This window comes from Rufibacter radiotolerans (assembly GCF_001078055.1).
Taxonomy (GTDB): Bacteria; Bacteroidota; Bacteroidia; order Cytophagales; family Hymenobacteraceae; genus Nibribacter; species Nibribacter radiotolerans.
The window spans coordinates 3,859,921-3,882,818 of the sequence record NZ_CP010777.1 but is presented as its reverse complement, the minus strand read 5'-3'; the positions used below and the strand labels follow the sequence as shown (position 1 = coordinate 3,882,818).

Genomic DNA, 22,898 nt, shown 5'->3' with positions numbered 1-22,898 from the left:
AAATACACCTAACAACAAACTATTAACGCAAAAGAGAAGCCGGCAGAACTAAGTTAGTTCTGCCGACTTCTCTTTTTGAAAGAGTTCTGTTTTGGGCCTGTTTCCGGGGAAACGGCCTCAAAACAGAACTTTAGCGCTTATTCCACAAACAGCGCCAGCTTGCCGGTCGCCTGAAAGTGGGCGCGTATGCCGGTAGGAGTCACAAACAAGGTGTCTGGTTCCAGGGTAAAGCCCGAGCCGCGCAGCAGGACCTGTTGCTGCAGACGGTTTTCGGCCAGGCCGGTCTGCAGGGCATTCCGCATGGTGGTGAGCTGGCTTTTCACCGGGAAGTCAAGGTTCTGCTGCAGTTGGGCCAAAAGCCGGTTTTTGAGCAGCCACTGGGCGGTGTTGATGAGTTGGTCCTGGGTGTCAAGCGTGTAGTTAAGCTGGCGCACTTTTATGCTTTGGGTGCCGGGGTCATAATACGGTACGCCCTGCAGGTAAATCTTCCCGGAAAACTTCTTGGTCAGGAAGCCCGCCTTGGTCTGGCCGCTGGTCTCCAGGGCCAGGAGCAGCTGCGTGCCGGTGCCGCTCACCTGGGCCTGGTGAATGGTGAGTTGGTGCTTGCCGTCCTCAAAGGTAAAGGTCTGGCCTTTCATGCCTTGCTGCACCATTTGCGTGAGGGAGGCATAGGAGACCTCGCTGGACAGGGCAATCTGGGCCTCCTGCGGAAGGGTGCGTACGGGGGTGAAACGGGGCAGGACAGACAAAGCCTTTGCCTCCGGTTTCTTGCCGGTGGCCACGTGCACAAAGGCGTCAATGCCAATCTGCAGGCTAAGCTGGTCTTGCTGCAGTTCCAGCGGGGTAAGCCGTATGGCCTGCGGATCAATGGAAAGCCAGGCCTGGTATTGTTGGTTGAGCAGCAATGGGCTCTGGATCTGGTGCCAGGTCTGGCTCAGGTAGGTTTGCAACGGAATTCTCTCCTGCAGTTGCTGGTCCAGCTGCGCCAGCAGGGGGAGTAACTGGGCCTTGAGCTTGGGTTCAATGAAGGGCGCCAGGTTGAAGCGTAACGGCCCGAAGGAGACTGTGGGCTTGCGGTCACCCCAGGCAAAGTCGCCGCTGGTAAAGCTTTTAAGGGAATAGTCGGGGAGCACCTGCAGGCGGCTATCGGTGCGTACGGTCACGTCAAACTCAGTTTCCTCCGTCTTCTGAATACGCTTGCAAAACGTGCAGGCGTTCCACTGCCATCGGCCCCGGGCCCAGATCTTAAGCGGTACCTCCATAGACAGTTTGCTGAACCCGGCGCGTAGTTTAATGGGGCCGGCCTTGGTGACCTTTACTTCCAGGTTGTCATCCTGCAGGTTGTTGTCATGGTAGAGCACGCCGGTCATTTCCTGGTTCAGGCGCTCTTCCAGCACCCGCACGGGTATGGTGACCGGCAGCGTGATGGTAGAAAGCTGGAGCGGCGGGGCGGTGTACGAGTCAACGGCCGGCGCCGGGGCGTTCTCTGCTAAAGAAGAGGTGCGCTGACAGCCAGAAAGCCCCATAAGGGCCGGAATAAAGTAAACCAGAAAGACGAAAAAACGCTGGGGCATGCCGTTTCAGAAATGAAGGATGGAGGCAGAAGGCATTCCTGTTTCGGGGCTGTTTTCTGAAAAACGGGCTGAAAACGCTTTTTTTGGTTACCCCAAACTTAGAGCATGTTTAATTTTGTCTTTTGCGCTGTAAAACGCCATTGCAAGACCCTGCGTTTGCGTTTTTCTCGCACCGTAGCGCTGCTACGCTGCTTAAAAACCGCTTCCGCAGAACCTTATACTAGCATTTTTCGCTGGCAGAATCAAAATTTAAACAAGCTCTTAAAACAATCTCTAGTCACAGCAGACCAAAAGTTTGTCCAGGTACTTTCTTACCTTTTCTTCGGTAGACAACAATGCGCAGTCACGTAAAGTGCCTTTGTAGTAAATAGCAAAGAAAGGGGTGCCGCTAAGCTTTACTTCCTGGCTGGAAACGGGGTTCTCAGACGAGTCCAGTTGCAGAAAGGTGATGTCTTGGTAGGTGGGGTTCTCAGAGAATTTTTTGTAGGCCGGGGCCAGGGCTTTGCAAATCTGGCAGTTGTCATCCACAAACATGACAATTACCCGGTCTTTAGCGAAAATAATGGAGCGTAATTCGTTATCTGAAGAAGTTTGAATAGCCATTAGGGAATAAAAGGAAATATAAATTCAGGCTATTACTAACGTGCAAAATGAGGCTTAGGTTAATGAGGTATAGCGGTTTATACGGTATTTTTTTGAGAGGAGTGCGGTTTTAAAAGACAAGCAATCATAGATATAGGCCAGGGAGGGGCTACCCAGGGGAGCGAGACGCGTTCTGGTCTCAGGGTTTCTGCAGGTGCCATTCCTTCAGGTAGATAGGGGCCTGTTTCAAGGCCTGGGCCAGTTCCTGGTCAGTGGCAAACTGGAGCTGTCTAAGGCAGCGGGCTTCTACCTGCAGGCTCAGCTCAAGGGCCTCAAACGGCCAGGGCTCCAGCTGCACGGCGCCTGATTTCAGTAACTTCACCTCATAGCGGATCTGGTCTGGGCCGTGGCTTACCTCCAGGGCGCGCTCCATCTCAGGTAGCTCATTTCTGCATAGGATGAGCGAAAGGCGGTCGCACCACTGCATAAAATCATAGGCGTACTGCGCCTGGGGTTTGGTCACTTTTAGTTGCCGGCGCCAGTCCTTTTGGCAGGCCAGCTGGTGGTCCAGAAACGCGTCCCACTCTTTTTTCTGCCCGCGCAGGTCTTCATACAAAAAAGATAGGTGCATGCTGGTGAGCAGGCTGCGCCACCGGCCCTGGAAGCGGGCCTCTTTCATGACCTGCCTCGCCTGCTGCAGCGCGAAGGGCAGTTGCGTGAAATTGGCGGGCGCGCCGGCGGCGGTGAGGGCGTAATGACCGGTCCAGTCTTTCTGCCCGTCGTCATGCTGGGCAATGGCGGCCAGGGTCTGCATGAAATGGAGCGGGTGTTTCTCAGGCATCCAGGCGAAGCCTATCTCAGCCGCCAACAGCGCGTGCGCCTGCTGGTAGATAATTTCCCATCCTTTCTCATGCGTATTTACAATCATAGCGTGGTGGGCGCCAAGGTGCCGCCGCCGTTTTTAACTGAGAACCACGCGCAAAGGTTTTGTAGGCAAGAGCAGATGCTGTTTTGGGCCTGTTTTACCAAAAACAGCCCCAAAACAAAAAAGTATAGGTCACAAAAAAGCCCGGCAGTTTTGGGTACTGCCGGGCCTGAGATGTAAACCTTCCGGAGACTAGAACACGAAGCCCAGGCGCAGGCCGGTGTTCACGGTTGGGTTCAAGGAAAGGTTGTTGCGGTCATCATCATAGGTGATGGTGTTGCCAGAATTCTTAGGGTCTCTCTCTACCTCGCCGTAGGTTCTGTACTGGAAACCCAGGCCAAACTCCACGCCTAAATACACATGCTTGGCAAAGTAATAATCGGCGCCGGCCACGGCCCCCAGGCCTAACCCGAAGTAGTTGCGGTTGGCAATGCCGTTGCCGTTAGACCAGGCACCCTCAATTTCCTCAAAGGAGCTTTCCTCATGGGCAGAAAACTTGGAGATGCTCAGCTCAGCGCCCACGTACGGCGACAGGCGGTCTGTGCCCGCAAAGTGTTTCTCTATGCCGGGAGCAATAGACACATAGGAAGAGCTGCGGTTGAAGTTGTCATCATAATCCTCGGTGTTCAGGCTAAGGGAGAACGACGCCCGCACGGCCATGTCTGGGGCCAGGAAGTAGCGGCCGCGCAGCTGGTTCAGGCTCAGACCCACGGTGTTGCCGCTTGAAAGGCTCAGCTGTACCTCGCCGGTTACCTCACCGGCAGCAGGTTTAATGGCTCCGGAATCCTGGGCAGACGCGGCAAAACTCAGGGAAAGGCAGAAGGTGGCGGCAAAGAAAAATTTCTTCAACATAGTACTAGTGGTTAATAAGGGGGTTAAACGAGCCGCAATATTAAAGAAGCCTTCCGTATTAATAATAGCTTTTGGCTACAAAGAAGCACCCCTCAAAGGCAAGCCCGTGGAAATGAACAGGATAAATTTATTGCCTTGCGCACCACTTATTTTGTGCCTGTTTTTCAGAAAACGGCCCTAAAACAAAACACCCCGCCGTTTCTGCAACGGCGGGGTGTTCAAACCCAAATTCCTGGCAAAGGGCTAGTTATTGGTGCGTTTCAGGTTCAGGAGCATGTCATCGGTCATGGTGTCCAGGGTGAAGCTAGGTTGCCAGCCCCAGTCCTGGCGGGCAGCGCTGTCATTGATGCTCTGCGGCCAGCTGTCTGCAATTTGTTGGCGGCCGTCTGGCTCATACGTAATGGTAAAGTCTGGGTAGTGGCGCTGAATGCTGGCGGTGATCTCCTGGGGGGTAAAGCTCATGGCGGCCAGGTTATAGGATGACCGCACTTTCACCTGCTCCAGGGGCGCGTGCATCAGATCCAGGGTGCCTTTGAGGGCATCTGGCATGTACATCATGGGCAGGCGGGTGTTCTCGCTCAGGAAGCACTTGTAGGTGCCTTTGGCCAGGGCCTGATGGTAAATGTCCACGGCGTAGTCGGTGGTGCCGCCGCCGGGCAGGGCTTTGTACCCGATAAGGCCGGGGTAGCGCAGGCTGCGCACGTCCAGTCCGTATTTCAGAAAATAGTACTCGCACCAGCGCTCGCCGGCCTGTTTACTGATGCCGTAGACCGTGTTGGGGTCCATGATGGTGTCCTGGGGCGTGTTCTGGCGGGGCGTATTAGGGCCGAAAACCGCGATGGAAGACGGCCAATACACTTTCTCCACCTTCTGCTCCAGGGCAAAGTCCAGCACGTTGAAGAGGCCGTCCATGTTCAGGCGCCAGGCAAACTTGGGGTTCTTCTCGCCGGTAGCCGACAGGATAGCCGCCAGGTGGTAAATCTGGTCGAACTTGTATTTGGCGGCCAGGTCTGCCAGGTGTTGGGGCGTGAGCACGTCCACTATCTCAAAGGGCCCGGTCTCGCGCAGCTCGGCTTGCTTGGGGTATTGAATGTCGGCGGCTACCACGTTGGCGTTGCCGTAGAGTTTCCTGAGTTCCAGGGTGAGTTCAGAGCCCAACTGTCCGCAGGCGCCTATCACTAAAATGGCATTTTTTTGTCTTGTCATGCAGGTGCTGAATAGGAAAACAAATGTACGTTATTCAAGTGGCTCCAAAAAATATGGGAGACTGCACAGGTTTTGTATCTTTGGAAGTGGGAACCAGCGTACTGCCTCTATGACTTTTTCAGAGTTTCTGATGAAACGGCGCATTGCTGAAGCGGCCTTTTCGGCCGATGATCCGGTGCGGTATGCCCGTTGGCAGGACCTATACGCCCAAATGCACCCCAATAGTTTTTACAACTCGGTAAAGATGGTGCTCAATGACGTACGCCGTCGCTACCTGTTGGTCCCCGAACCCACCTTGGCCAGCGCGCAAAAGGAGGCAGTTACTGCAGCCCCGGCCCGGCCCAGAGCCGTTGCCCGCCGGGCCGCACCCACCAAGGAATCTGCTGAGCAACCATCTGCGGAGACCACTCCGGTAAATCGGCCGCCGGCCGAGATCATTGCCCAGCTTTCCAACGAAGAGACGCCTTCTGTAGAGCGAACGGTGCCCACGCCTACTTCTGCGGAAGATGTTGAAAAAGCCACGCCTAAACCTGGCCGCGCCAGACCGGTCTTCAAACGCCCGGCCCCAGAGGCACCAGCTGTGGAGGCTGATACTGCTGCTGCCGAGGCAGAAAAGGAAACCAATCTTCCAGCTTATACTCAAGAAACCACGGCCCCGAAGACCCTGGCAGCAAAGCCATCGCGCCCGCGCCCGGTGTTCAAAGGGCCCGCTTCTGCTCCTGAGGCAACCGCTGCTTCCACGGAACCCTCGGCGGAGCCGCCAGCCCCGGAAACCGCTTTGCCGGAAACCGCGCCGCCGGCGGAAGAGACCAAACCCAAATCGCCCAGGCCCAGACCGGTTTTCAAAAGGCCTGCCCCCGGGGAGAGCGAAAAACCTGTAGCAGCAGAGCCGCTAGTTTCAGGCAGTTTGGCAGAAAACACCCCTAAAACGGAAACGGATTTTCCAGAACCTCCAGTCCAGGAACTTGCCAAACCTCCGCGGCCGCGGCCCGTTTTCAAACGGCCTTCGCCCTCGGGCAGTGAGGCGGAGAAGCCTGAATAATTTCTTAGAACGTAAACACACCATAACCCCGAACGCCTAAAACGCAACCACTATGTACGAGACGCTTAAACCAGATTTAGAGCAGCAACTTTTTGAGATCAAAGCCAACGGCTTATATAAAGAAGAGCGTATTATCACCACCCCGCAGCACGCTGAGATCAAGACCCAGCAGACGGGCGCGGTGCTTAATTTCTGCGCCAACAATTACCTGGGCCTGTCGTCACACCCGGCCGTGATTGAGGCCGCTAAACGCACCATTGACACCCACGGGTTTGGGATGAGCTCGGTGCGGTTTATCTGCGGAACCCAAGACATCCACAAAGAGCTGGAGGCCAAGCTGGCCGAGTTCCTGGGCACCGAGGACACCATTCTGTACGCCGCCGCCTTTGACGCCAACGGCGGGGTATTTGAGCCTTTGTTTGATGAACAGAGCGCCATCATTTCAGATGCGTTGAACCATGCCTCTATCATTGACGGTGTGCGCCTGTGCAAGGCCCAGCGCTACCGCTATGAGCACAACAACATGCAAGACCTGGAAGCCAAACTGCAGGAAAGCCAGGGCGCCAAGCACCGCATCATTGTCACCGACGGCTCTTTCTCCATGGACGGCACCATTGCCCAGCTGGATAAGATCTGTGACCTAGCCGACCAATACAAGGCGCTGGTAATGGTAGATGAGTGCCACTCCAGTGGTTTTATTGGCAAGACCGGCCGCGGTACGCATGAGCACCACAACGTGATGGGCCGCGTGGACATCATCACGGGTACGCTGGGCAAAGCCCTGGGTGGCGCCATGGGCGGATTCACTTCCGGCCGGAAAGAGATTGTGGAAATGCTTCGCCAGCGCTCGCGCCCGTACCTGTTCTCCAACTCCCTGGCCCCGGCCATTGTAGGTGGCTCATTGGCAGTGCTGGAACTGCTAAGCTCTACCACTGAGCTGCGGGACCGCCTGGAGTGGAACACCAAATACTTCAGGGAGAAAATGACCGCCGCCGGGTTTGACATTAAGCCGGGTGTGCACCCTATTGTGCCCGTAATGCTGTATGAGGCAAAGCTGGCGCAGGAGTTTGCGGCCAAGATGCTGGAGAAAGGCATTTACGTGATTGGGTTCTATTACCCGGTAGTGGCCAAGGGAGCAGCCCGTATTCGCGTGCAGCTTTCCGCGGAGCATACCCAGGAGCACCTGGACCGCGCCATTCAGGCCTTCACCGAGGTAGGCAGAGAACTGGGCGTGCTGAAAAGCTAATTCCCGTTTCTGGCCTGTTTTCCTGAAAACAACGCAAAAACGCCCTACTGATCAACGGAGATTAGTAGGGCGTTTGGCTTGGGGGAAAACTATCTCTACATAGAATCCTGGGCAATACTATAAAAATTTTCAACAATATGGAGCAAAACTAGTTTTATATAACAGAAGGAAGGTGAGAAAAACCAGGTTGCCTTTTTTGGTACGCCGGCCTCGCGGTTTTTAGTTGCTTTCTACCCACCGTAGGCACCTTGCAGATGAATTTTTCACGGTAATAACTGTCTTCAGAGAAGCGGTTTAGAGACGTTCTTTTTAAACAGGATAATGGTAGTTTTTGCCTTTCCTGCTAGATGCGAAACCAGGGAAATACGTACGTACTAGAACAGAGAAATAGAACGTTAATAATTTAGGTTGTCACCTAACCAATGAATGTATACTTTTGGAGAATATTCATTGGCGGAAAGGTGCTTGTTATTTTTCCGTAGCATAGTTAACAAACTTATCAGTAAACAAATACCGGCATCAAAAGAAGGTGCCTATGCTCACCAGGAAGTGAGAATTGAATAAGAATGTGGTTCCCCCGATTGGTTTATAGGAATTCTATAAGATATAGCAGATTTAATAATTTAGGTTCTTTCTTAGTAACTAACTCTAATGCCTGCTTCCCCCATCTCCTTTAGTATTTCTGTTTCCTCTCCGCTTGCTTATTGCCAATTCTCCCTCTCTTCTAGTTTAATAGTGAAACAGATAAAAGAATAAACAGACAAACGTAAAAACCGACAACAACATGCAGGACAAACTAGTGAGGATTGGCGTCTTCTATGACGGCAATTACTTCTTACAGGTTAGTAACTATTATGCGTATGGCCACCAGCGCAAGCGCCGCATCAGCATTTCGGGGCTACATGAATTCATCAGAGATCAGGTAGCCGAAGAGGAAAACGTGGAACCGCGTTTTTGCCGAATTGTAGATGCCCATTATTTCAGGGGAAGGCTGAACGCCTATGAGGCCAGCCAACGCGGCGACACCCTTTACTGGGACCGCGTGTTTGATGACATTCTCATGTCTGAAGGCGTTACTACCCATTACCTGCCGGTGCGCACTACGCCGGAAGGGTACAAGCAGGAGCGCGGAATAGACGTGTGGTTAGCCCTGGAGGCCTTTGAACAGGCATTTTACAAGCGTTTTGATGTGCTGGTGCTCATCTCCTCAGACGGAGACTACGTACCCCTGGTGCGTAAAGTGAACACCCTGGGTACCCGCGTAATGGCCATGACCTGGGAGTTTGAATACACTACAGACAACGGTCAGCGCATGACCACGCGCCCGTCACAAGACCTGCTGGCAGAGGTAACCTACCCCATGGCCATGCACGGCATCATTGACCAGGCCATTGCCAACAATGACGCTTCCATCCAGCGCTTCTTTGTGCAGCCAGATCAGAAACGCACCACGCCCGTCTTGAAAGACGATGAACAACCCGACCACGGCGAAGGCGAGATCATGAGCCTCAAGAACGGCTATGGCTTTATCAAATTCCCGCCCAACAACCTGTTCTTCCATTTCACCAACGTGATAGACACAGATTTCAATGAGCTGCACGTGGGTGACCGCGTGGAGTTTGACATTGAGAAAGATGAGGAAGGCAATGACGTGGCCAAGAGTATAAAACTGCTGTAGAAGCCTGACTAACTTCTGCCGTAGCATCTGGCAACAGCCAAAAAATTAAAACAACAAAAAAAGCAAAAGGGGGAGCCGCAAAGCTCCCCCTTTTTTGTGGAAACAGGTAGTTTCCTTGCCGGGTGATACTGGTCGCTTTCATGAGAAATCTACGCTAAAAGACGCGCCTGAAAGCAAGGTGAACTCGCTTTTCCCTATATCAGGAAAGTGCTAAATTTCTTGGTGGTTGAATCAGTTCTTTATGCCTTTAAACGCAGGCTTCTGTATAAGGGTAGGGTGAATAAATACGGCGTTTTCAAAAGAGAAATACGGTGCTTGTTACTGCGTTTCAAAGTAAGAGTCCTTGGTTTTGTTATAAAATATTGATTACCTGTTCGCTACGGTTGTTCAGTGGGTGATGAGGTGTCCTGTGAAAAGGAGGAAGAATCTTTATAAGGCAAAAGCTCGGCCAGCGGCGGAAGCCAGAAAGGAGTGCCGTATTTGGGGTTAAGCACCAGTTTGTTGCGCATGTCCTCCAGAGAGCTTTCCTCATGCAGGCGATGAAGCAGGTGCCAGGTGGCAGTGGCGTCTGGTAAGGCCCGGTGCCAGCGGCTCAACGGAATGCCATAGGCCTTGCACATGTCGGGTAGGCTGCGCGGCGAGGGTTGGCGCAACCGGCAAACCGACAAAGTGTCCAGGAACGGGTGCTGCACCGGTCCCAGCTTTAGGCGGCGGTAGGTGCTGTAAAGAAAGCCCAAGTCAAAAGGGGCGTTGTGCGCCACCACCACGCTATCGCCAATAAACTCCTTGAGGATAACAAAGGCCGCGCGCTCCTCCATGCCGTTGGCCAGGTCCTGGGGCGTGATGCCTGTAAGCTGGGTGATTTTAGCTGGTAGTTCGCCTTTCAGTTTCACCAGGGTCTGGAACCGGCCGGTCAGTTGGCCGTTGGCGCTCTTGAGGGCGGCTATCTCAATCACGCGTCCTTTGCCGCCGCTTACGCCCGTCGTTTCAAAGTCAAGGGCGGTCACGTTGCTGAGAACCGGCGTGAGCTGCGGGAAAAGCGGAAGAAAAGGCGCGTCAGACATGCAAAAATGAGTAGCTTGTACCCCCTATACGCAAGAACGGAAATCTGTTTTGGGCCTGTTTTCTGAAAAACAGGCCCAAAGCAATAAGCCTATTTCTAGATTTGAAAGTATAAGGCGTGAAACAAACAGAAACCAGTAAAGCATGGCAGAATATGACGCAGTAGTGGTAGGTACGGGGCCCAACGGATTGGCAGCGGCCATTGCCCTGCAACAGGCAGGCCTACAGGTGCTGCTGCTGGAAGGCAAAGATACCATTGGCGGCGGCCTCCGGTCCCAGGAACTTACCCTGCCCGGTTTCGTGCATGACGTCTGCTCTGCCATCCATCCGCTAGCGGTAGGATCTCCTTTCTTTAAAACGCTTCCCCTTCGGGAGCACGGACTAGAGTTTTTATCGCCCCCGCTCTCGGCGGCGCACCCCTTTGACAACGGCACGGCCGCGGCCCTGCGTCCTTCCCTGCAAGACACCGCTGAGGCACTGGGCTTGGATAAGAAGGTGTACCTGGATTTAATGAAGCCGCTGGTGGAAAGCTGGCCTGGCCTGGCGGCTGATGTGCTGGGTCCGTTGCGGTTCCCGAAGCACCCGCTGGATATGGCGGCTTTCGGACTGAATGCCCTCACCTCGGCCACGCACCTGGCTAAAAGCTTTAAGACCCTTGAGGCCCGTGGGCTGTGGGCGGGCATGGCGGCGCACTCCATCCAACCTCTTTCCAACCTCACCACTTCAGCCATTGGGCTAGTATTGATGGCGGTGGGGCATCTCCAGGGCTGGCCAATCCCGAAGGGCGGTTCCCAGCAGATCGCTAACGCGCTGGCCTCATACTTTACCCGCCTGGGCGGAAAGATAGAGACCGGTTTCTACGTTACTTCCCTAGATCAGATGCCTTCCAGAAAGGCCGTGCTCCTGGACGTAACGCCTAAGCAGCTGCTAGAGATAGCGGGAGAGAAGTTATCACCTATTTACAGAAACCAGCTGCAGCGCTACCGCTACGGCATGGGCGTGTTCAAAGTAGATTGGGCGCTGGACGGGCCTATTCCTTTTACCGCCCCGGAGTGCCGGCAGGCGGGAACCGTGCACCTGGGCAATACGCTGGAAGAGATTGCCGCCTCTGAACAGGCTACTGCTAACGGGCAGCACCCAGGAAAGCCATTTGTGCTACTGGCGCAGCAAAGCCTGTTCGACGGCACCCGGGCACCCGCCGGGAAACACACTGCCTGGGCGTATTGCCACGTACCCAACGGCTCTACTGTAGACATGACGGCAGCCATTGAAGGACAGGTGGAAAGGTTCGCGCCCGGGTTTAAGGATCTGATTCTGGCCCGCCACACCATGAACACGGCCCAAATGCAAGCCTACAACCCCAACTACATTGGCGGCGATATCAACGGCGGCATTATTGACCTGGGTCAGTTGTACACCCGTCCGGCCTTGCGCTGGTCGCCGTACCAGACCTCGGCCAAAGGCCTTTACCTCTGTTCTTCCTCTACGCCACCCGGCGGAGGTGTGCACGGCATGTGTGGCTACCACGCGGCCCGGCGCGCTTTGAAAGATGCGTTTGGGTTACCGGCCCCGGCGTTGGGTTAGAAAGGCCAGGGATTAATATTTCTCCACGCCGGGAGCCGGTTGCCATTTAGAACCCGGCTCAAAATGCTGCCACAGGGTTTTGGAAACGGCCCTGATTAAGGCGTACCCGGCATTATTGTCTTGCCAGCTTTCATCTTTCTGATTTTTGGTGATGATGCAGAAAACGTAGTCACCGTGCGGGGCGTTTACCAGCACCACCTCTGAGCGGGAACGGTTCACCGCCCCAGATTTGGAGGCCGTGTTTACCGTGGGCGGAATCTGGGATAGGGCTTCACTGTCAAAGTAAATTCGGCCCAGGTTGCGGTACATGCGCTCGCTGGCGGCGGGGCTCACGGCTTGGCCTTCGCGTATCATGGTCACCAGGTTGGCCATCTCGCGCGGCGTGGTTTGGCCCCAGCCGTATTTCTGCCAGTTGGGCCGGCGGCCTTCGGTGCGGGAATTCACGCGGGTATGCGCAAAGCCATTTTTCTCCAGCCAGGCATTGATGGCTGCGCCGCCGCCGGCCAGTTGCTGCAGCCACAGACTGCCCGTGTTATCTGAGGTGGTGATGCTGAGCATCTGCACTTTGCTCAAGGCCACCGTACTGCTGTCTTTGAAATTGCCTACAATGTCTTCGCCGGCATAGAAGAGAGAATCGCGGTAGCGGAGAATGGCTTTGGGGTCTATCTCGCCGCGTTCCATTTTGTCAAACATACCCACCATGATAGGCACCTTAATCATGCTGGCCGTAGGGAAGAGGCTGTCTGCGTTGAGGGCTACGGTCTTGCCGGTTTTCAGATGCCGCACGTAAATGCCCACGTCTCCTTCAAACCTCTGGGTGAGCGCCTGTAGTTTCTGGATGAGTTTGGTATCAATTTTTTCTTTGGCTTTTTGAGCAAAGGAGGGAGGAGAAAGTAGGAAGAGAAGAATGGGGAGAAGGAATAGCAGACGCATATAGATTAGGTTAATGCCCAAAAGATAAACATTTCTCTGGCATCTAGCGCTTTCCTGGTGGCGGAGGATCCGTTTTAAGCCCGTTTTCCGGAAAACGGGCTTAAAACGGAAAAAGCTTTAGAGGTGTTAAAACTTACAGGTTCAAATTGATCTACTGGCGCGAGACTTTAGTCTCGTGACGGAGGATGTTGTGAGTCTCCAGACTCACTAGGAGCCACTAGCAGGGCAAGGAAGATCAGGAATGCGTGGGATCGCTGTTGTCACAGCGAAGGTAGTCAGGAGACTACCTGACATCCTCCGTCACGAGTCTGTAGACTCGCGCCAGGAAAAGGTCTTGCCAGGAAAAAAAGCAATCAACAATCAGCAATTAACAATCCTTTACGCCGCGGCTACCTTCTCTACTACTTTGGGCTCAATGTCAAATAGGAAGTGGTTAAGTTTGGAGCGCAGATCGGCGGCGGAGAGGTTGCGGTAGACTTCGCCGTTGCGGACCAGGGCAATCTGGCCGGTCTCTTCAGAGACTACCAGTACCACGCTGTCGGTGACCTCGCTTAAGCCAATGGCGGCGCGGTGCCGGAGGCCCATGGAGGCGGGTACGTCATTGCTCTCGGTGACGGGTAGAATGCAGCGGGCGGCCTTGATACGGTTGCCGTGGATGATGACGGCGCCGTCATGCAAAGGGCTATTTTTATTGAAGATGGAAATGAGCAGGCGTTTGCTCACAATGGCGTCTATGGCGTCACCAGACTCAGCGAAGTAGCGCAGCTCTGAACTGCGGGCGAAGACAATCAGGGCGCCGGTGTTCTTGCCGGCCAGTGACTTGGCGGCCTCTATGAAAGGCGTGATGGAAAGGCGGTCTTCTGTAACGGTGCGGCGCCAGGGGAACCCTTTGAACAGGCGCTCATTGTTGAAGGCGGTGGTCTTGCCAATCATGAGCAGGAACCGCCTGATCTCCGGCTGGAATACGATAATAGCCGCCAGAACGCCTACGCCCATGAACTGTCCCAAAATAATGGTGAGCAGCTCCATACCCGCGGCCTTCACTACCAGGTACAGCAGGTAGACAGACAAAAGCCCCAGGAAAATTTTCAGGGCCACGCTTCCCGTCAGGAGTTTATAGAGCTGGTAGAGCAGCACCGTTACCAGCAGAATATCTATGATATCCAGCCACTCTATGTCTAAAAACCCTATGGAAAACAGTGAAATCACGGCGCTAATGTCTTTTTTACAATTTTTATGGTCTGCATGGCCTCCTTTACGTCATGTACCCGCAAAATGTCGGCTCCGTTGAGTAACGCCAGGGTGTTGGCTACAATTGTGCCGGTGAGCGCTTCCTCCGGACCCACATGCAGCGGCTTGTAGGTCATGGACTTTCGGGAAAGGCCAATTAAGAGCGGCAGCTTGAAGATTTCTAGTTCCCGTAGGTGGCGCAACAGCTGGTAATTCTGCTCTATGTTTTTGGCGAACCCAAAGCCCGGGTCCAGGATAATATCTTTTACGCCCGCCGCCCGCAGCAAGGCCACGCGTTCCGCGAAAAACGAGATCACTTCTTCCAGCAGGCCTTTTTCATAGTGCGTAAAGTTAGCCATGGTCTGCGGGGTGCCACGCATGTGCATGAGAAGGTACGGGACCCCCAGCTTTCCGGCCACGGCAAACATATTCTCATCCAGGGTGCCGCCAGAAACATCATTAATGATGTGGGCGCCGCGGCGCACGGCTTCTTCCGCTACGTTGGACCGGAAGGTATCTATAGAAAGCAGTGCTTCCGGAAAATCTTTGGCCAGGGCCTCTATAATTGGCAATACGCGGTCAAGCTCTTCCTGTTCTGAAACCTCCGGGGCACCGGGCCGCGTAGAATAGCCGCCAATGTCTAAGAACGTAGCTCCCTCTGTCAGCATTTTCTCGGCCTGGGCCAGGGTCTGTTCCACACTCTGCATCCTGCTCTCAGGATAGAAGGAATCTGGGGTGAGGTTTAAGATACCCATTACCGTGGGCTGCTGCAGCAAGACCAAGCGCCCACCACAGTTGAGGGTGGTTTTTTTGCAAAAAAGTGTATCTTTCGCGTTCAATTGGCCTATAGTATCATTTCCTATAAAGTTAAAATTAAAAACTTGATTCACCAAACCGCCCAGGAATACAACCGCGTGATAGAGGCCTGCCAGCGCCTGTTTTTGCAAAAAACTCAGGATTATGGTACTGCCTGGCGCATTCTGCGTTTGCCTTCCATCACAGACCAGATCTTTATCAAAGCGCAGCGCATCAGGTCTATTCAGGAGAAAGGCACCCAGAAGATTCAGGATGATATTACCTCTGAGTTTGTAGCCATTGTGAACTACTGCGTGATTGCCCTCATACAGGAGCAATTGCTGGGGCAGGGCGAGACCGAGCAGGCCTTGCCCGTGGATAGGGTGCGGGCTTTGTATGAGGAGGAGATCAGGAAAACCTATGCCCTGCAGCAAGATAAAAACCATGACTACGGCGAGGCCTGGCGCAGCATGCGTATAGAGTCTATGACCGACCTCATTCTCATGAAGATTTACCGCACCAAGCAGATAGAAGACAATGACGGCCAGACCCTGGTCTCTGAGGGCGTGGAAGCCAATTACCGCGACATGCTCAACTATGCCGTATTCTGCCTCATTAAACTAAACTACCCTAACCATGGCGCTCCGTCTGCTTAGTAGAATTGCCTGGGTCTTGGTGGGAGGGCTGTTCATTTTCTCTGGCCTCATCAAGCTCAATGACCCGGTAGGCACCGCCATAAAACTGGAGGAGTACTTTGAGGTTTTCTCGGTTGACTTCTCCAAGGTATTCCTGAGCATTAAACCCTTCGCGCTGTACCTGTCTATTTTCCTGAGTACCCTGGAAGTGGTGTTAGGGGTGGCGTTGCTGGTGCGCTGGCGGTTGAACCAGGTGCTCTGGCTTCTGTTCTTCCTGACGCTGTTTTTTACCTCCCTCACGTTTTACTCGGCGTACTTCAATAAGGTAACTGACTGCGGCTGCTTTGGTGATGCCCTGAAACTTACGCCCTGGCAGTCCTTTACCAAAGACGTGATTCTGTTGGTCTTGATACTTCTGTTGCTGGCCACGCAACGGTATTTGCTCTCCCTTGGTAGGGTGACAAACAAGATACCAGGGTTTATTGTGTTGGTGGCGCTGTTACTTTCCGTAGGGATAGGCGTGTATGCCTACCGGCATGAACCGTTCATTGATTTCAGGGCCTACCGGGTAGGGGCAAACCTACCTAAACTAATGAAACCGTCGGCACCGCTCCGCTACCAGTACGTGATGGAGAAGGGCGGCCAGCAGTTCAAGTTTGAAAGCTATCCCACAGACACCACCTATGTGTTCAAACAGATGGTGCCGCTTAACCCCGAGGACGGGCCCAAGATCACCGACTTCAACATCTGGAACGACCAGGGCGATTTCACCCAAGAGATGTTCATTGGCAACCGCTTGCTCATTCTGGTGAAAGACGTGAATAAGGCAGACCGCGAAAGCTTCGCGGCCATTAACACCCTGCTGGCTGGGTTAGAGAAAACGCAGTCTCCTAAAGTGGTGCCGGTGGTGATCACCTCCAGCAGTAGCCAGGACTTTGACGTGTTCCGGCATGAGATTAACCTGTCGGCGCCGTACTTCTTTGCCGATGCCACGGTGCTCAAGACCATGATCAGGGCTAACCCCGGGCTGTTATTGCTCAAGAACGGCATTGTGGTGGGTAAATGGCATTACCATGATGTGCCCCAGGCAACTGAAGTACAGGCGCTTTTAAAATGACCTTAAACCAAAGAGAATAAGAATTCCGTTTTAGGCCTGAAATCAGAAAAACAGGCTTAAAACGGAATTTGTCTTTGTGCTTGCTGGCTATTTCCTAAATCTGGTTCTCACACCTAGTATTTCACAAAATCAGAAATGGCAGATCTGTCTTCAGTTTCGGTTTCAAAGGCCCCGGTGGTCTTTTTAGTGGGTATGCCCGGCTGCGGTAAATCTACGGTTGGTCGGGCGCTGGCCCATGAATTACAGTACACCTTTTTAGATCTGGACACGTTAATTGAAGAGCAGGAGGGAGCCACGGTGCCGCAGGTGTTTGAAGCCAAAGGGCAGGTCTATTTCAGGCAGGCCGAGGCCCTTGCGCTACGGCAGGTAATGCAGCAGGAAAAGGGCGTGGTGCTGGCCACCGGCGGCGGCGCACCCTGTTTTCATGGCAATATGGATTTCATGGTAGAACACGGAACCGCCGTTTATCTAAAAGTGCAGCCCTCAGAACTGATGGCCCGTCTGACCCGGCAAGACCTGGAAGCACGCCCCTTGCTTCGGGAAAAATCGCCGGAGGCGCTGGAAGAATATTTGACGGAAACCCTGGCGCAGCGGGAGTTGTTTTATGGCCAGGCACCCATTACGGTAGAAGCTGGAAACAAGGCGGTAATGGAGGTAGTAGGCGCCGTTAAGCGACACCTAGACACCCTCCATTGATTATTCTGACGGAAGACATCAGATATTTGTTTAATTTTGCGTTCTGAAGCAAAGCAACGTTTCATTTAATCTTTTACCTATGAAACCGAATCACAAAGGATCAGCAACACTTTTTCAAAATCCTGTGCTGGAACGGCTCACGCATACCCACATTGCCATTCCTATCACGATATTTCTGGTTATTGCTACCGGTTTGCTGGCGTACGGCTTCCTGTATGGTTTTTTAGACGTCTTATCTGCGGTGGGCCTTTTTCTGGCTGGTTGGTTGATTTTCTCTTTGGTGGAGTACCTGGCGCACCGGTTCATCTTTCATATGGAGCCTACCAATGACCTGAAAAGAAACATCCAGTATACGTTCCATGGCAACCACCATGATTACCCCAAAGACAAGACACGGTTAGCCATGCCTCCTATTGTGAGTCTGTTTCTGGCCTCTTTTTTCTTTTTCGTGTTCAAACTGGCCTTCGGGAGCATGGTGTTTGGCCTGGTGGCAGGTTTCTTGTTTGGTTATGCCCTGTATCTGTTTGTGCACTACGCCGTGCATGCTTACGCCCCGCCTAAAAATTTCTTGAAAACCCTCTGGATTCACCATAGTATTCACCACTACAAAGACCCGGAGAGAGCCTATGGCGTTTCTTCGCCTCTGTGGGACTGGCTACTGGGTACCATGCCGCAGAAATCCAAACGATAACCTATTGTCTTAAAGTCATGAAGAAGGGCCTCTATTCAGAGGCCTTTTTTTTATGCACTTTAATAACCTGGGCAGAACTTTCATTGGGTTATTGCACGGCTCTGAAAGCGTGAGAACAAGGAATACAGTATGGAGAGAATCGCGTAGTATTCCTCCGTATAAGTACTATTTATATGAATTTGTAGGTAAAATGGTTTGTATTATTCTAATATTGTTAAATCATTATATGGATTGTTGGAAAAAGATGTTGGATAGAACTCATAATATTAAATTTTTTAAAAATGTACCTACATTTCTTATTCCTCAATCCTGAGTAGATTTTCTATCAGCCATCTAGTTCATCGGGGAAACCGACCTGTTCATCTCCCAAATCATACGGTTCGTCTTCCAGTATTTTTACCCTCTAAATTTGTTTGAACTTTACACGGTAACCGTAGGATTTTGCTTTGCTGAGTGCAAGGGGCTGGCCTATTGAATTGGACGGATTGTCCCGTCTACCTTTGTAGGGACAAGACAGCAAAAAAACAACGATTACACAAGATTACCGATGACAACCTTTTCCCGCTACCTTCGGGTGGCCTTATTAAGTGCCTTTACCTTTCTCTCCTTTGTTCCCTTTGGTTTTTCACAGGCCATTTCTATCACCAGCCCAGGAGTTTCGTACACGCAGAACTTTAATGCCTTACCCCGGTTGCTTTCCACTGACAATGGAACCGTAACCTCTAAGACATGGCAGAATGAAATAACCATACCTGGCTGGAGCGCCATGGTGAGTGGGGTTAACGCTTCTATCATTGAAATTAATCAAGGCACTCTTTCTGATAAAGGCCTTAAAAGTGTTGGTGCCACCGCCAACTCCTCAGAACGGTCCTTGGGAAGCTATGCCTCCAGCAGTGAGCCCATTACCTATGGCGTCCGTTTTTTAAATGCCACCAACCGCCCTTTAGTACAGATAGGAATTGGGTTTGATTTACAGCAATGGTATGCGGGGCCTTCTGCTTCCAGCTTAATGGTAGAGTACCGCATTACCCCTAAAGGAGCCGCCGCAGGTGCCTGGACGTCACTCTCCACATTGGTTTCCCCCGTATCTGCTAACCTTAACGCTACCCTTGATGGAACAGCCTCTGCCAATAAAACCAATGTAAGCCTAGCGCTGAGCGGAATCACGTTGGCGCCTGAGGCGGAGTTGGCCATCCGTTGGATAGATGACAAAACAAACGGCAAAGACTTACTTGCCATTGATAATTTCCAGCTTACCACTACCTCTTTTGAAAAGTTCTTTTACAGCAGTTCTTCTACTGGCCGTGAATTGAGCAACATCTCGGCCTGGAACTCAGAGGTAACCGGAAACGGAACGGCCCCGGTTTCTTTTTCAGATCCTTACCAAACCTTTGTGGTGCAGGCACCGCTTACCGGAAGCCATGTACTCACTAGCCATCTGGTATTGCCAACTTCTTCTAAAGTGGTGATTGGCACGGGCTCGCCTATCCAGTTTACAATTCCTGAGAATGTAAGGCTAGAGGCGGGGGTGATGGATATTGCCGCGGCAGCTACCGTGACCATTACCAGTGAAGTAGTCCCAACGCTGGGGCAAGTGAACCTGAACAGTACCGTCATTTACAATGCCAAGAGCAACCAACTGGTAAAGCTGGGCTCTTACGGTAACCTGTTGATTGACGGGGCTGGCGGAAACGTGAAAAAGCTAAGCCAACGGGTGGTAGTACAAGGGGAGTTAGAGCTACGGAACGGGGCCAGACTGGAAGCCGGCGATTTTGATGTGGTACTGCAGGATAGCAAGAAGGCTGTGAAATATGATGTGAACAGTTTTGTGGTGACCAACGGGAAAGGCCGCCTGAAAATGAAGTTAGCCCCAGGGGATAGCGCAGTTTTTCCGGTGGGTCTGCTAAAGGCGCTTCCCGTGAAGCTGAAGCTTAATGCCAGTAGTGTGGCAGATACCTTTAGTGTGAAAGTGATAGAAGGTATCTACACCACTTATGAGAACAACCTGCCTGGAGGGTTCCTGCTTAACAGTAAAGTAGTAGGCAAAACCTGGATAGTTGATGAGCATACCGCTGGTGGTACCAACCTGGCCATGACCCTCACCTGGAACGCAGATGATATGGCACTGGGTTTTGCCGCTGATAGCGCGCACCTGCTTCACTACTACAACCAAAAATGGGACAAGGGTACCGCCGGGAAAGTGGCGCTTAGAAACGGTCTCTACTCTGTTACCAGATCTGGTATTACCTCCTTTTCCCCATTTGCCGTAGCAGAGCCAAGCGCGAACTTAACCGAGACCGCTCCTGCCCCTTTGCCAGTGGAGCTTACCTATTTCCAGGCCAAGCGGGTAGGCCAGCAGGTGCAGTTCCTGTGGGCGACAGCCTCTGAGAAAGACAACGCGTTCTTTACCCTGGAGCAAAGCCTGAACGGGAAGTCCTTTCAGCCGGTAGGCCAACCCATAAAAGGCGGCGGCACCAGCGCAGTAGCCCTAACCTATAGCTACCTTTTGCCAAATACCAATAGCCAGACTACTTACTTCCGGTTAAAGCAAACAGATTATGACGGCGGTTTTGAGTACTCTAAAGTAGTAGCTGTGAATCCGGTCAAAACTCAGACTCAGCAAGTGCAGCAACTCTCGGCTTTGCCAAACCCTACCGTAAATGGGAAAGTACAGTTGGTAAGCAATCTTGTTTCTGGCCCCACAACCATAGTAGTCTACCAGGGAGCAGGGAAAGCGGTTTTTCAAAAGCAATTGGAATTGATCCAGGGCCTACCTGTAGAGCTGGATTTGTCTGGTCAAAAACCGGGTCTCTATTTGCTGCAGGTGCAAACCACCACTTCAAAAGAAGTGATCAGGATAGTAAAGCAATAAGAGGTTAAGCCCAATCCTTACAACAGAAAGGCCACCCTGTTCCCAGGGTGGCCTTTCTGTTGTAAGCCTGTTTTTTCAAAAATAGGTCTGAAACCTATCTTCTTATTTTGCGGAAAAGCCAAAGGATCAATAAGATCACCAGCACAATAATGATCACGGAGGTCCACATGCCAGCCTCAAAAATATCGCCCACGATATCGCAGCTGGAGAGGGTCATGGTCAGGACGGCCATTAGGGCGACGAAATATGCTTGTAAATTTTTCATAGTAGTAGGTTAAAATCAAAGGAGGCTCCTGTCATTCAAAAGCCATTGTATATTTTGAATACTCTATTTGGCCTAAAAAGGTTAAAAACAGAACCAAAAGCTCCCTGCGTTTTTGTAAAGGCAGGTCTCCTGTTAAGCCCTCTCTAGGTTGCTAGTGAAGGTGTTATATAAAAAGAAGGGCCCATCTCACTGGAGATGGGCCCTTCTTTTTATATAACACCTTAGAGGTTATTTAAGCGCGATTGGATCTGGCTTGCCATCTGGGTCTGCAGTTACCAATCCTTGGCTTGATACTCTTCCGCCGGTCATGGCCAGGATACCGGCCACGTGAGGGGCTGCGTAGGAAGTACCGTTACCAGTTGCGTAGCCGCTACCTTTCCAGGTCATCTGTACGTCTGTACCAGGAGCTGCCACGTTTACAGAAGCTCCAAAGTTAGAAGTAGGGTTGAAAGCTGAGAGTGAGGTCATGTTAGAAACCACATACACATTAGAGGCAACCACACGGGCAGGAGAAATATTAGAGCAGTTGGTATAGCTGTTACCGGCGGCCACAGCTACAAAAATACCACGGGCGGCTACTTTCTTCACCAAGTCATCTAGCAAGGTAGAGGCAGCAACTCCAAGGCTCATGTTTACTACATCACCAGCCTTGCCATATTTATACACGTGGTTCAAAGCAGAGTAAATGCGGGTTAACGTGCCGTAACCAGTGTTGTCAAATACTCTAAGCGCTACAATAGAAGCATTGGCGGCTACACCTACTACGCCTTCACTGTTGTTTTTGGCGCCAATAATACCGGCTACTGCGGTGCCGTGGCCATAGCCGTCTTCATAAGAAAGATCGCCTGAGATAAAGGATTTGCTGCGGGTTTTGTCTACGTTCAGGTCTGGGTGGTTAGACTGCACGCCTGAGTCAATTACCCAGACTGTCTTGCCAGTACCGTCACCGTAGCCTACGCGGGCAACGCCCCAGGGAATGGTTTGGCCCGAAGTGGAAGTAGTAGTGGAAGTGGTAGAGAAAAGGGTAGCGGTTGTTTTTTCAAGATTAATGGCTTGCTCCTGCTCTACGTAAGCAACATCGCCATCTTGTTTCAATTGCTGTACTTCCTCTTTGCTGAGGTTTCCCGTAAAGCCATCTGATGCGCCATTAAAGACGTCACTTATGCGCTCACTATTAATACCTAATTTCTGTAATAAGCGGTTTCTTTGCTCCTGGACGTTTGTAGCATTGCCATTTTTCATAATAACAATGTATTTGCCGGAAACAGCTTGAGTAGTTCCAGAAGCTGCTGGAGAAGCGGAAGTTTCCTCTAAAATCTCTTCTTTTTGGCAACCAGCCATGGTGAAGGCGGAAGCAAGAGCAAAGAATGATACTGCTTTTTTGAAATTAGATGTTTTCATAGACATTCAATTTTAGTTGAAGACGAAAGCGCAACCTTGTGCTGTGCATATCCGTAACCTCCCACTTTTCCTTAAGGTTCAAAAGGTTTCAAAAAAATACATGATATTTTTGATAATTTGATGGTACTACGCCTTGATAATGAATTAGATATATAAAAGTATGAATATATGAATTTCTTGATGTATGCCAGAATTTTATGCTCTATGGCTATTCTGAATAACTTCAAGTAGGGCGTAAAAACTATTTGGCCTATTTGTGCCCTTCATCTATTGAATCCTTTGAATACTCTTGGTGCGTTCCTTTAAAGGGTAGCTCATACTACCTTAAAATGAAATAGGCTATAAGAGAGATTAAGTGGAGTAAGGCTGAACAAAGAGCTTTAACAGTTAATGCAACCAGATCCTAGAGAGAACTTAGATGCCTATGATATAGCATTCATAATTAAGCGCTTGACTTTCCAAGGGGAATAAAGCTGTCCAGTATACAAAGGACCCTTAATTATAGCGAGATA

20 protein-coding genes are annotated in these 22,898 nt (G+C 51.8%); 9 read left to right on the top strand and 11 right to left on the bottom strand.

From position 1 onward, the window contains the following. Positions 1-137: 137 nt before the first annotated feature. The 5 genes from TH63_RS15725 to TH63_RS15700 form a co-directional block, all read right to left on the bottom strand. A complete protein-coding gene (locus tag TH63_RS15725; RefSeq protein ID WP_048921783.1) occupies positions 138-1,574 on the bottom strand; it encodes a DUF4403 family protein in 1,437 nt (478 codons plus the stop codon). Between the two features lie 273 nt (positions 1,575-1,847). Further along, positions 1,848-2,177: a thioredoxin family protein gene (locus TH63_RS15720; RefSeq protein WP_048921782.1), complete on the bottom strand. Its 330-nt coding sequence runs from the start codon at positions 2,175-2,177 to the stop codon at positions 1,848-1,850. Between the two features lie 178 nt (positions 2,178-2,355). Then, positions 2,356-3,084, bottom strand: coding sequence for a DUF3891 family protein (locus tag TH63_RS15715; RefSeq protein WP_048921781.1), 729 nt, complete (start codon positions 3,082-3,084; stop codon positions 2,356-2,358). Between the two features lie 189 nt (positions 3,085-3,273). Next, positions 3,274-3,933, bottom strand: coding sequence for an outer membrane beta-barrel protein (locus tag TH63_RS15705; protein ID WP_048921779.1), 660 nt, complete (start codon positions 3,931-3,933; stop codon positions 3,274-3,276). 243 nt (positions 3,934-4,176) lie between these two features. Further along, complete coding sequence (locus TH63_RS15700; protein ID WP_048921778.1) at positions 4,177-5,139, bottom strand: NAD-dependent epimerase/dehydratase family protein; 963 nt, start codon at positions 5,137-5,139, stop codon at positions 4,177-4,179. A gap of 109 nt (positions 5,140-5,248) precedes the next feature. Between TH63_RS15700 and TH63_RS15695 the strand changes: the two genes are divergently transcribed. The 3 genes from TH63_RS15695 to TH63_RS15685 all read left to right on the top strand — a co-directional run bounded on the left by TH63_RS15695 (position 5,249) and on the right by TH63_RS15685 (position 9,105). After that, positions 5,249-6,181: a hypothetical protein gene (locus TH63_RS15695; RefSeq protein WP_048921777.1), complete on the top strand. Its 933-nt coding sequence runs from the start codon at positions 5,249-5,251 to the stop codon at positions 6,179-6,181. Positions 6,182-6,233: 52 nt separating this feature from the next. Continuing rightward, positions 6,234-7,427 (top strand): glycine C-acetyltransferase, encoded by a 1,194-nt coding sequence (kbl, locus tag TH63_RS15690; RefSeq protein ID WP_048921776.1) that lies wholly within the window; start codon positions 6,234-6,236, stop codon positions 7,425-7,427. A gap of 784 nt (positions 7,428-8,211) precedes the next feature. Further along, entirely contained in the window at positions 8,212-9,105 is an 894-nt protein-coding gene (locus TH63_RS15685) for an NYN domain-containing protein (RefSeq protein ID WP_048921775.1), read from the top strand. Positions 9,106-9,482: 377 nt separating this feature from the next. Here TH63_RS15685 and TH63_RS15680 read toward each other — a convergent pair whose 3' ends face one another. After that, positions 9,483-10,169 carry a 3'-5' exonuclease gene (locus tag TH63_RS15680; protein ID WP_048921774.1) on the bottom strand — a complete coding sequence of 229 codons (687 nt, stop codon included), beginning with the start codon at positions 10,167-10,169 and terminating at the stop codon, positions 9,483-9,485. Between the two features lie 142 nt (positions 10,170-10,311). Between TH63_RS15680 and TH63_RS15675 the strand changes: the two genes are divergently transcribed. After that, positions 10,312-11,751 carry a phytoene desaturase family protein gene (locus tag TH63_RS15675; RefSeq protein ID WP_048921773.1) on the top strand — a complete coding sequence of 480 codons (1,440 nt, stop codon included), beginning with the start codon at positions 10,312-10,314 and terminating at the stop codon, positions 11,749-11,751. A 12-nt stretch (positions 11,752-11,763) separates the two neighbouring features. Here the strand turns inward: TH63_RS15675 and TH63_RS15670 are convergent, their stop codons facing one another. The 3 genes from TH63_RS15670 to folP all read right to left on the bottom strand — a co-directional run bounded on the left by TH63_RS15670 (position 11,764) and on the right by folP (position 14,696). After that, positions 11,764-12,684, bottom strand: coding sequence for a serine hydrolase (locus tag TH63_RS15670; RefSeq protein ID WP_048921772.1), 921 nt, complete (start codon positions 12,682-12,684; stop codon positions 11,764-11,766). Between the two features lie 378 nt (positions 12,685-13,062). Beyond that, positions 13,063-13,893, bottom strand: coding sequence for a diadenylate cyclase CdaA (gene cdaA / locus TH63_RS15665; RefSeq protein WP_048921771.1), 831 nt, complete (start codon positions 13,891-13,893; stop codon positions 13,063-13,065). Next, positions 13,890-14,696: a dihydropteroate synthase gene (gene folP / locus TH63_RS15660; RefSeq protein ID WP_231583488.1), complete on the bottom strand. Its 807-nt coding sequence runs from the start codon at positions 14,694-14,696 to the stop codon at positions 13,890-13,892. Before folP ends, cdaA begins: the two co-directional genes overlap by 4 nt. A 99-nt stretch (positions 14,697-14,795) precedes the next feature. Here folP and TH63_RS15655 point away from each other — a divergent pair, with 99 nt between their 5' ends. The 5 genes from TH63_RS15655 (at position 14,796) to TH63_RS15635 (ending at position 20,720) form a co-directional block, all read left to right on the top strand. Next, a complete protein-coding gene (locus TH63_RS15655) occupies positions 14,796-15,365 on the top strand; it encodes a DUF1599 domain-containing protein (protein WP_048922897.1) in 570 nt (189 codons plus the stop codon). Further along, positions 15,346-16,461, top strand: coding sequence for a BT_3928 family protein (locus TH63_RS15650; RefSeq protein WP_048921769.1), 1,116 nt, complete (start codon positions 15,346-15,348; stop codon positions 16,459-16,461). Before TH63_RS15655 ends, TH63_RS15650 begins: the two co-directional genes overlap by 20 nt. Before the next feature lie 135 nt (positions 16,462-16,596). Beyond that, positions 16,597-17,157, top strand: coding sequence for a shikimate kinase (locus TH63_RS15645; RefSeq protein ID WP_076606507.1), 561 nt, complete (start codon positions 16,597-16,599; stop codon positions 17,155-17,157). Positions 17,158-17,236: 79 nt separating this feature from the next. Continuing rightward, positions 17,237-17,848 carry a sterol desaturase family protein gene (locus TH63_RS15640; RefSeq protein WP_048921767.1) on the top strand — a complete coding sequence of 204 codons (612 nt, stop codon included), beginning with the start codon at positions 17,237-17,239 and terminating at the stop codon, positions 17,846-17,848. Between the two features lie 547 nt (positions 17,849-18,395). Further along, a complete protein-coding gene (locus TH63_RS15635; protein ID WP_082161757.1) occupies positions 18,396-20,720 on the top strand; it encodes a T9SS type A sorting domain-containing protein in 2,325 nt (774 codons plus the stop codon). A 94-nt stretch (positions 20,721-20,814) separates the two neighbouring features. On the opposite strand, the gene TH63_RS20605 is transcribed toward TH63_RS15635, so the two are convergent. Together TH63_RS20605 and TH63_RS15630 are read right to left on the bottom strand one after the other, a co-directional pair. Further along, on the bottom strand, positions 20,815-20,985 hold the full coding sequence (locus TH63_RS20605) for a hypothetical protein (protein ID WP_197088575.1): 171 nt from the start codon (positions 20,983-20,985) through the stop codon (positions 20,815-20,817). Between the two features lie 228 nt (positions 20,986-21,213). Beyond that, on the bottom strand, positions 21,214-22,326 hold the full coding sequence (locus TH63_RS15630) for a S8 family serine peptidase (protein WP_262506198.1): 1,113 nt from the start codon (positions 22,324-22,326) through the stop codon (positions 21,214-21,216). Positions 22,327-22,898: the final 572 nt, after the last annotated feature.

Excerpts from the sequence above, each read along its gene's own strand:
- TH63_RS15725 (WP_048921783.1), bottom strand. The coding sequence starts at position 1,574 with ATGCCCCAGCGTTTTTTCGTCTTTCTGGTTTACTTTATTCCGGCCCTT.
- TH63_RS15720 (WP_048921782.1), bottom strand. The coding sequence starts at position 2,177 with ATGGCTATTCAAACTTCTTCAGATAACGAATTACGCTCCATTATTTTC.
- TH63_RS15715 (WP_048921781.1), bottom strand. The coding sequence starts at position 3,084 with ATGATTGTAAATACGCATGAGAAAGGATGGGAAATTATCTACCAGCAG.
- TH63_RS15705 (WP_048921779.1), bottom strand. The coding sequence starts at position 3,933 with ATGTTGAAGAAATTTTTCTTTGCCGCCACCTTCTGCCTTTCCCTGAGT.
- TH63_RS15700 (WP_048921778.1), bottom strand. The coding sequence starts at position 5,139 with ATGACAAGACAAAAAAATGCCATTTTAGTGATAGGCGCCTGCGGACAG.
- TH63_RS15695 (WP_048921777.1), top strand. The coding sequence starts at position 5,249 with ATGACTTTTTCAGAGTTTCTGATGAAACGGCGCATTGCTGAAGCGGCC.
- kbl (WP_048921776.1), top strand. The coding sequence starts at position 6,234 with ATGTACGAGACGCTTAAACCAGATTTAGAGCAGCAACTTTTTGAGATC.
- TH63_RS15685 (WP_048921775.1), top strand. The coding sequence starts at position 8,212 with ATGCAGGACAAACTAGTGAGGATTGGCGTCTTCTATGACGGCAATTAC.
- TH63_RS15680 (WP_048921774.1), bottom strand. The coding sequence starts at position 10,169 with ATGTCTGACGCGCCTTTTCTTCCGCTTTTCCCGCAGCTCACGCCGGTT.
- TH63_RS15675 (WP_048921773.1), top strand. The coding sequence starts at position 10,312 with ATGGCAGAATATGACGCAGTAGTGGTAGGTACGGGGCCCAACGGATTG.
- TH63_RS15670 (WP_048921772.1), bottom strand. The coding sequence starts at position 12,684 with ATGCGTCTGCTATTCCTTCTCCCCATTCTTCTCTTCCTACTTTCTCCT.
- TH63_RS15650 (WP_048921769.1), top strand. The coding sequence starts at position 15,346 with ATGGCGCTCCGTCTGCTTAGTAGAATTGCCTGGGTCTTGGTGGGAGGG.
- TH63_RS15645 (WP_076606507.1), top strand. The coding sequence starts at position 16,597 with ATGGCAGATCTGTCTTCAGTTTCGGTTTCAAAGGCCCCGGTGGTCTTT.
- TH63_RS15640 (WP_048921767.1), top strand. The coding sequence starts at position 17,237 with ATGAAACCGAATCACAAAGGATCAGCAACACTTTTTCAAAATCCTGTG.
- TH63_RS15635 (WP_082161757.1), top strand. The coding sequence starts at position 18,396 with ATGACAACCTTTTCCCGCTACCTTCGGGTGGCCTTATTAAGTGCCTTT.
- TH63_RS20605 (WP_197088575.1), bottom strand. The coding sequence starts at position 20,985 with ATGAAAAATTTACAAGCATATTTCGTCGCCCTAATGGCCGTCCTGACC.
- TH63_RS15630 (WP_262506198.1), bottom strand. The coding sequence starts at position 22,326 with ATGGCTGGTTGCCAAAAAGAAGAGATTTTAGAGGAAACTTCCGCTTCT.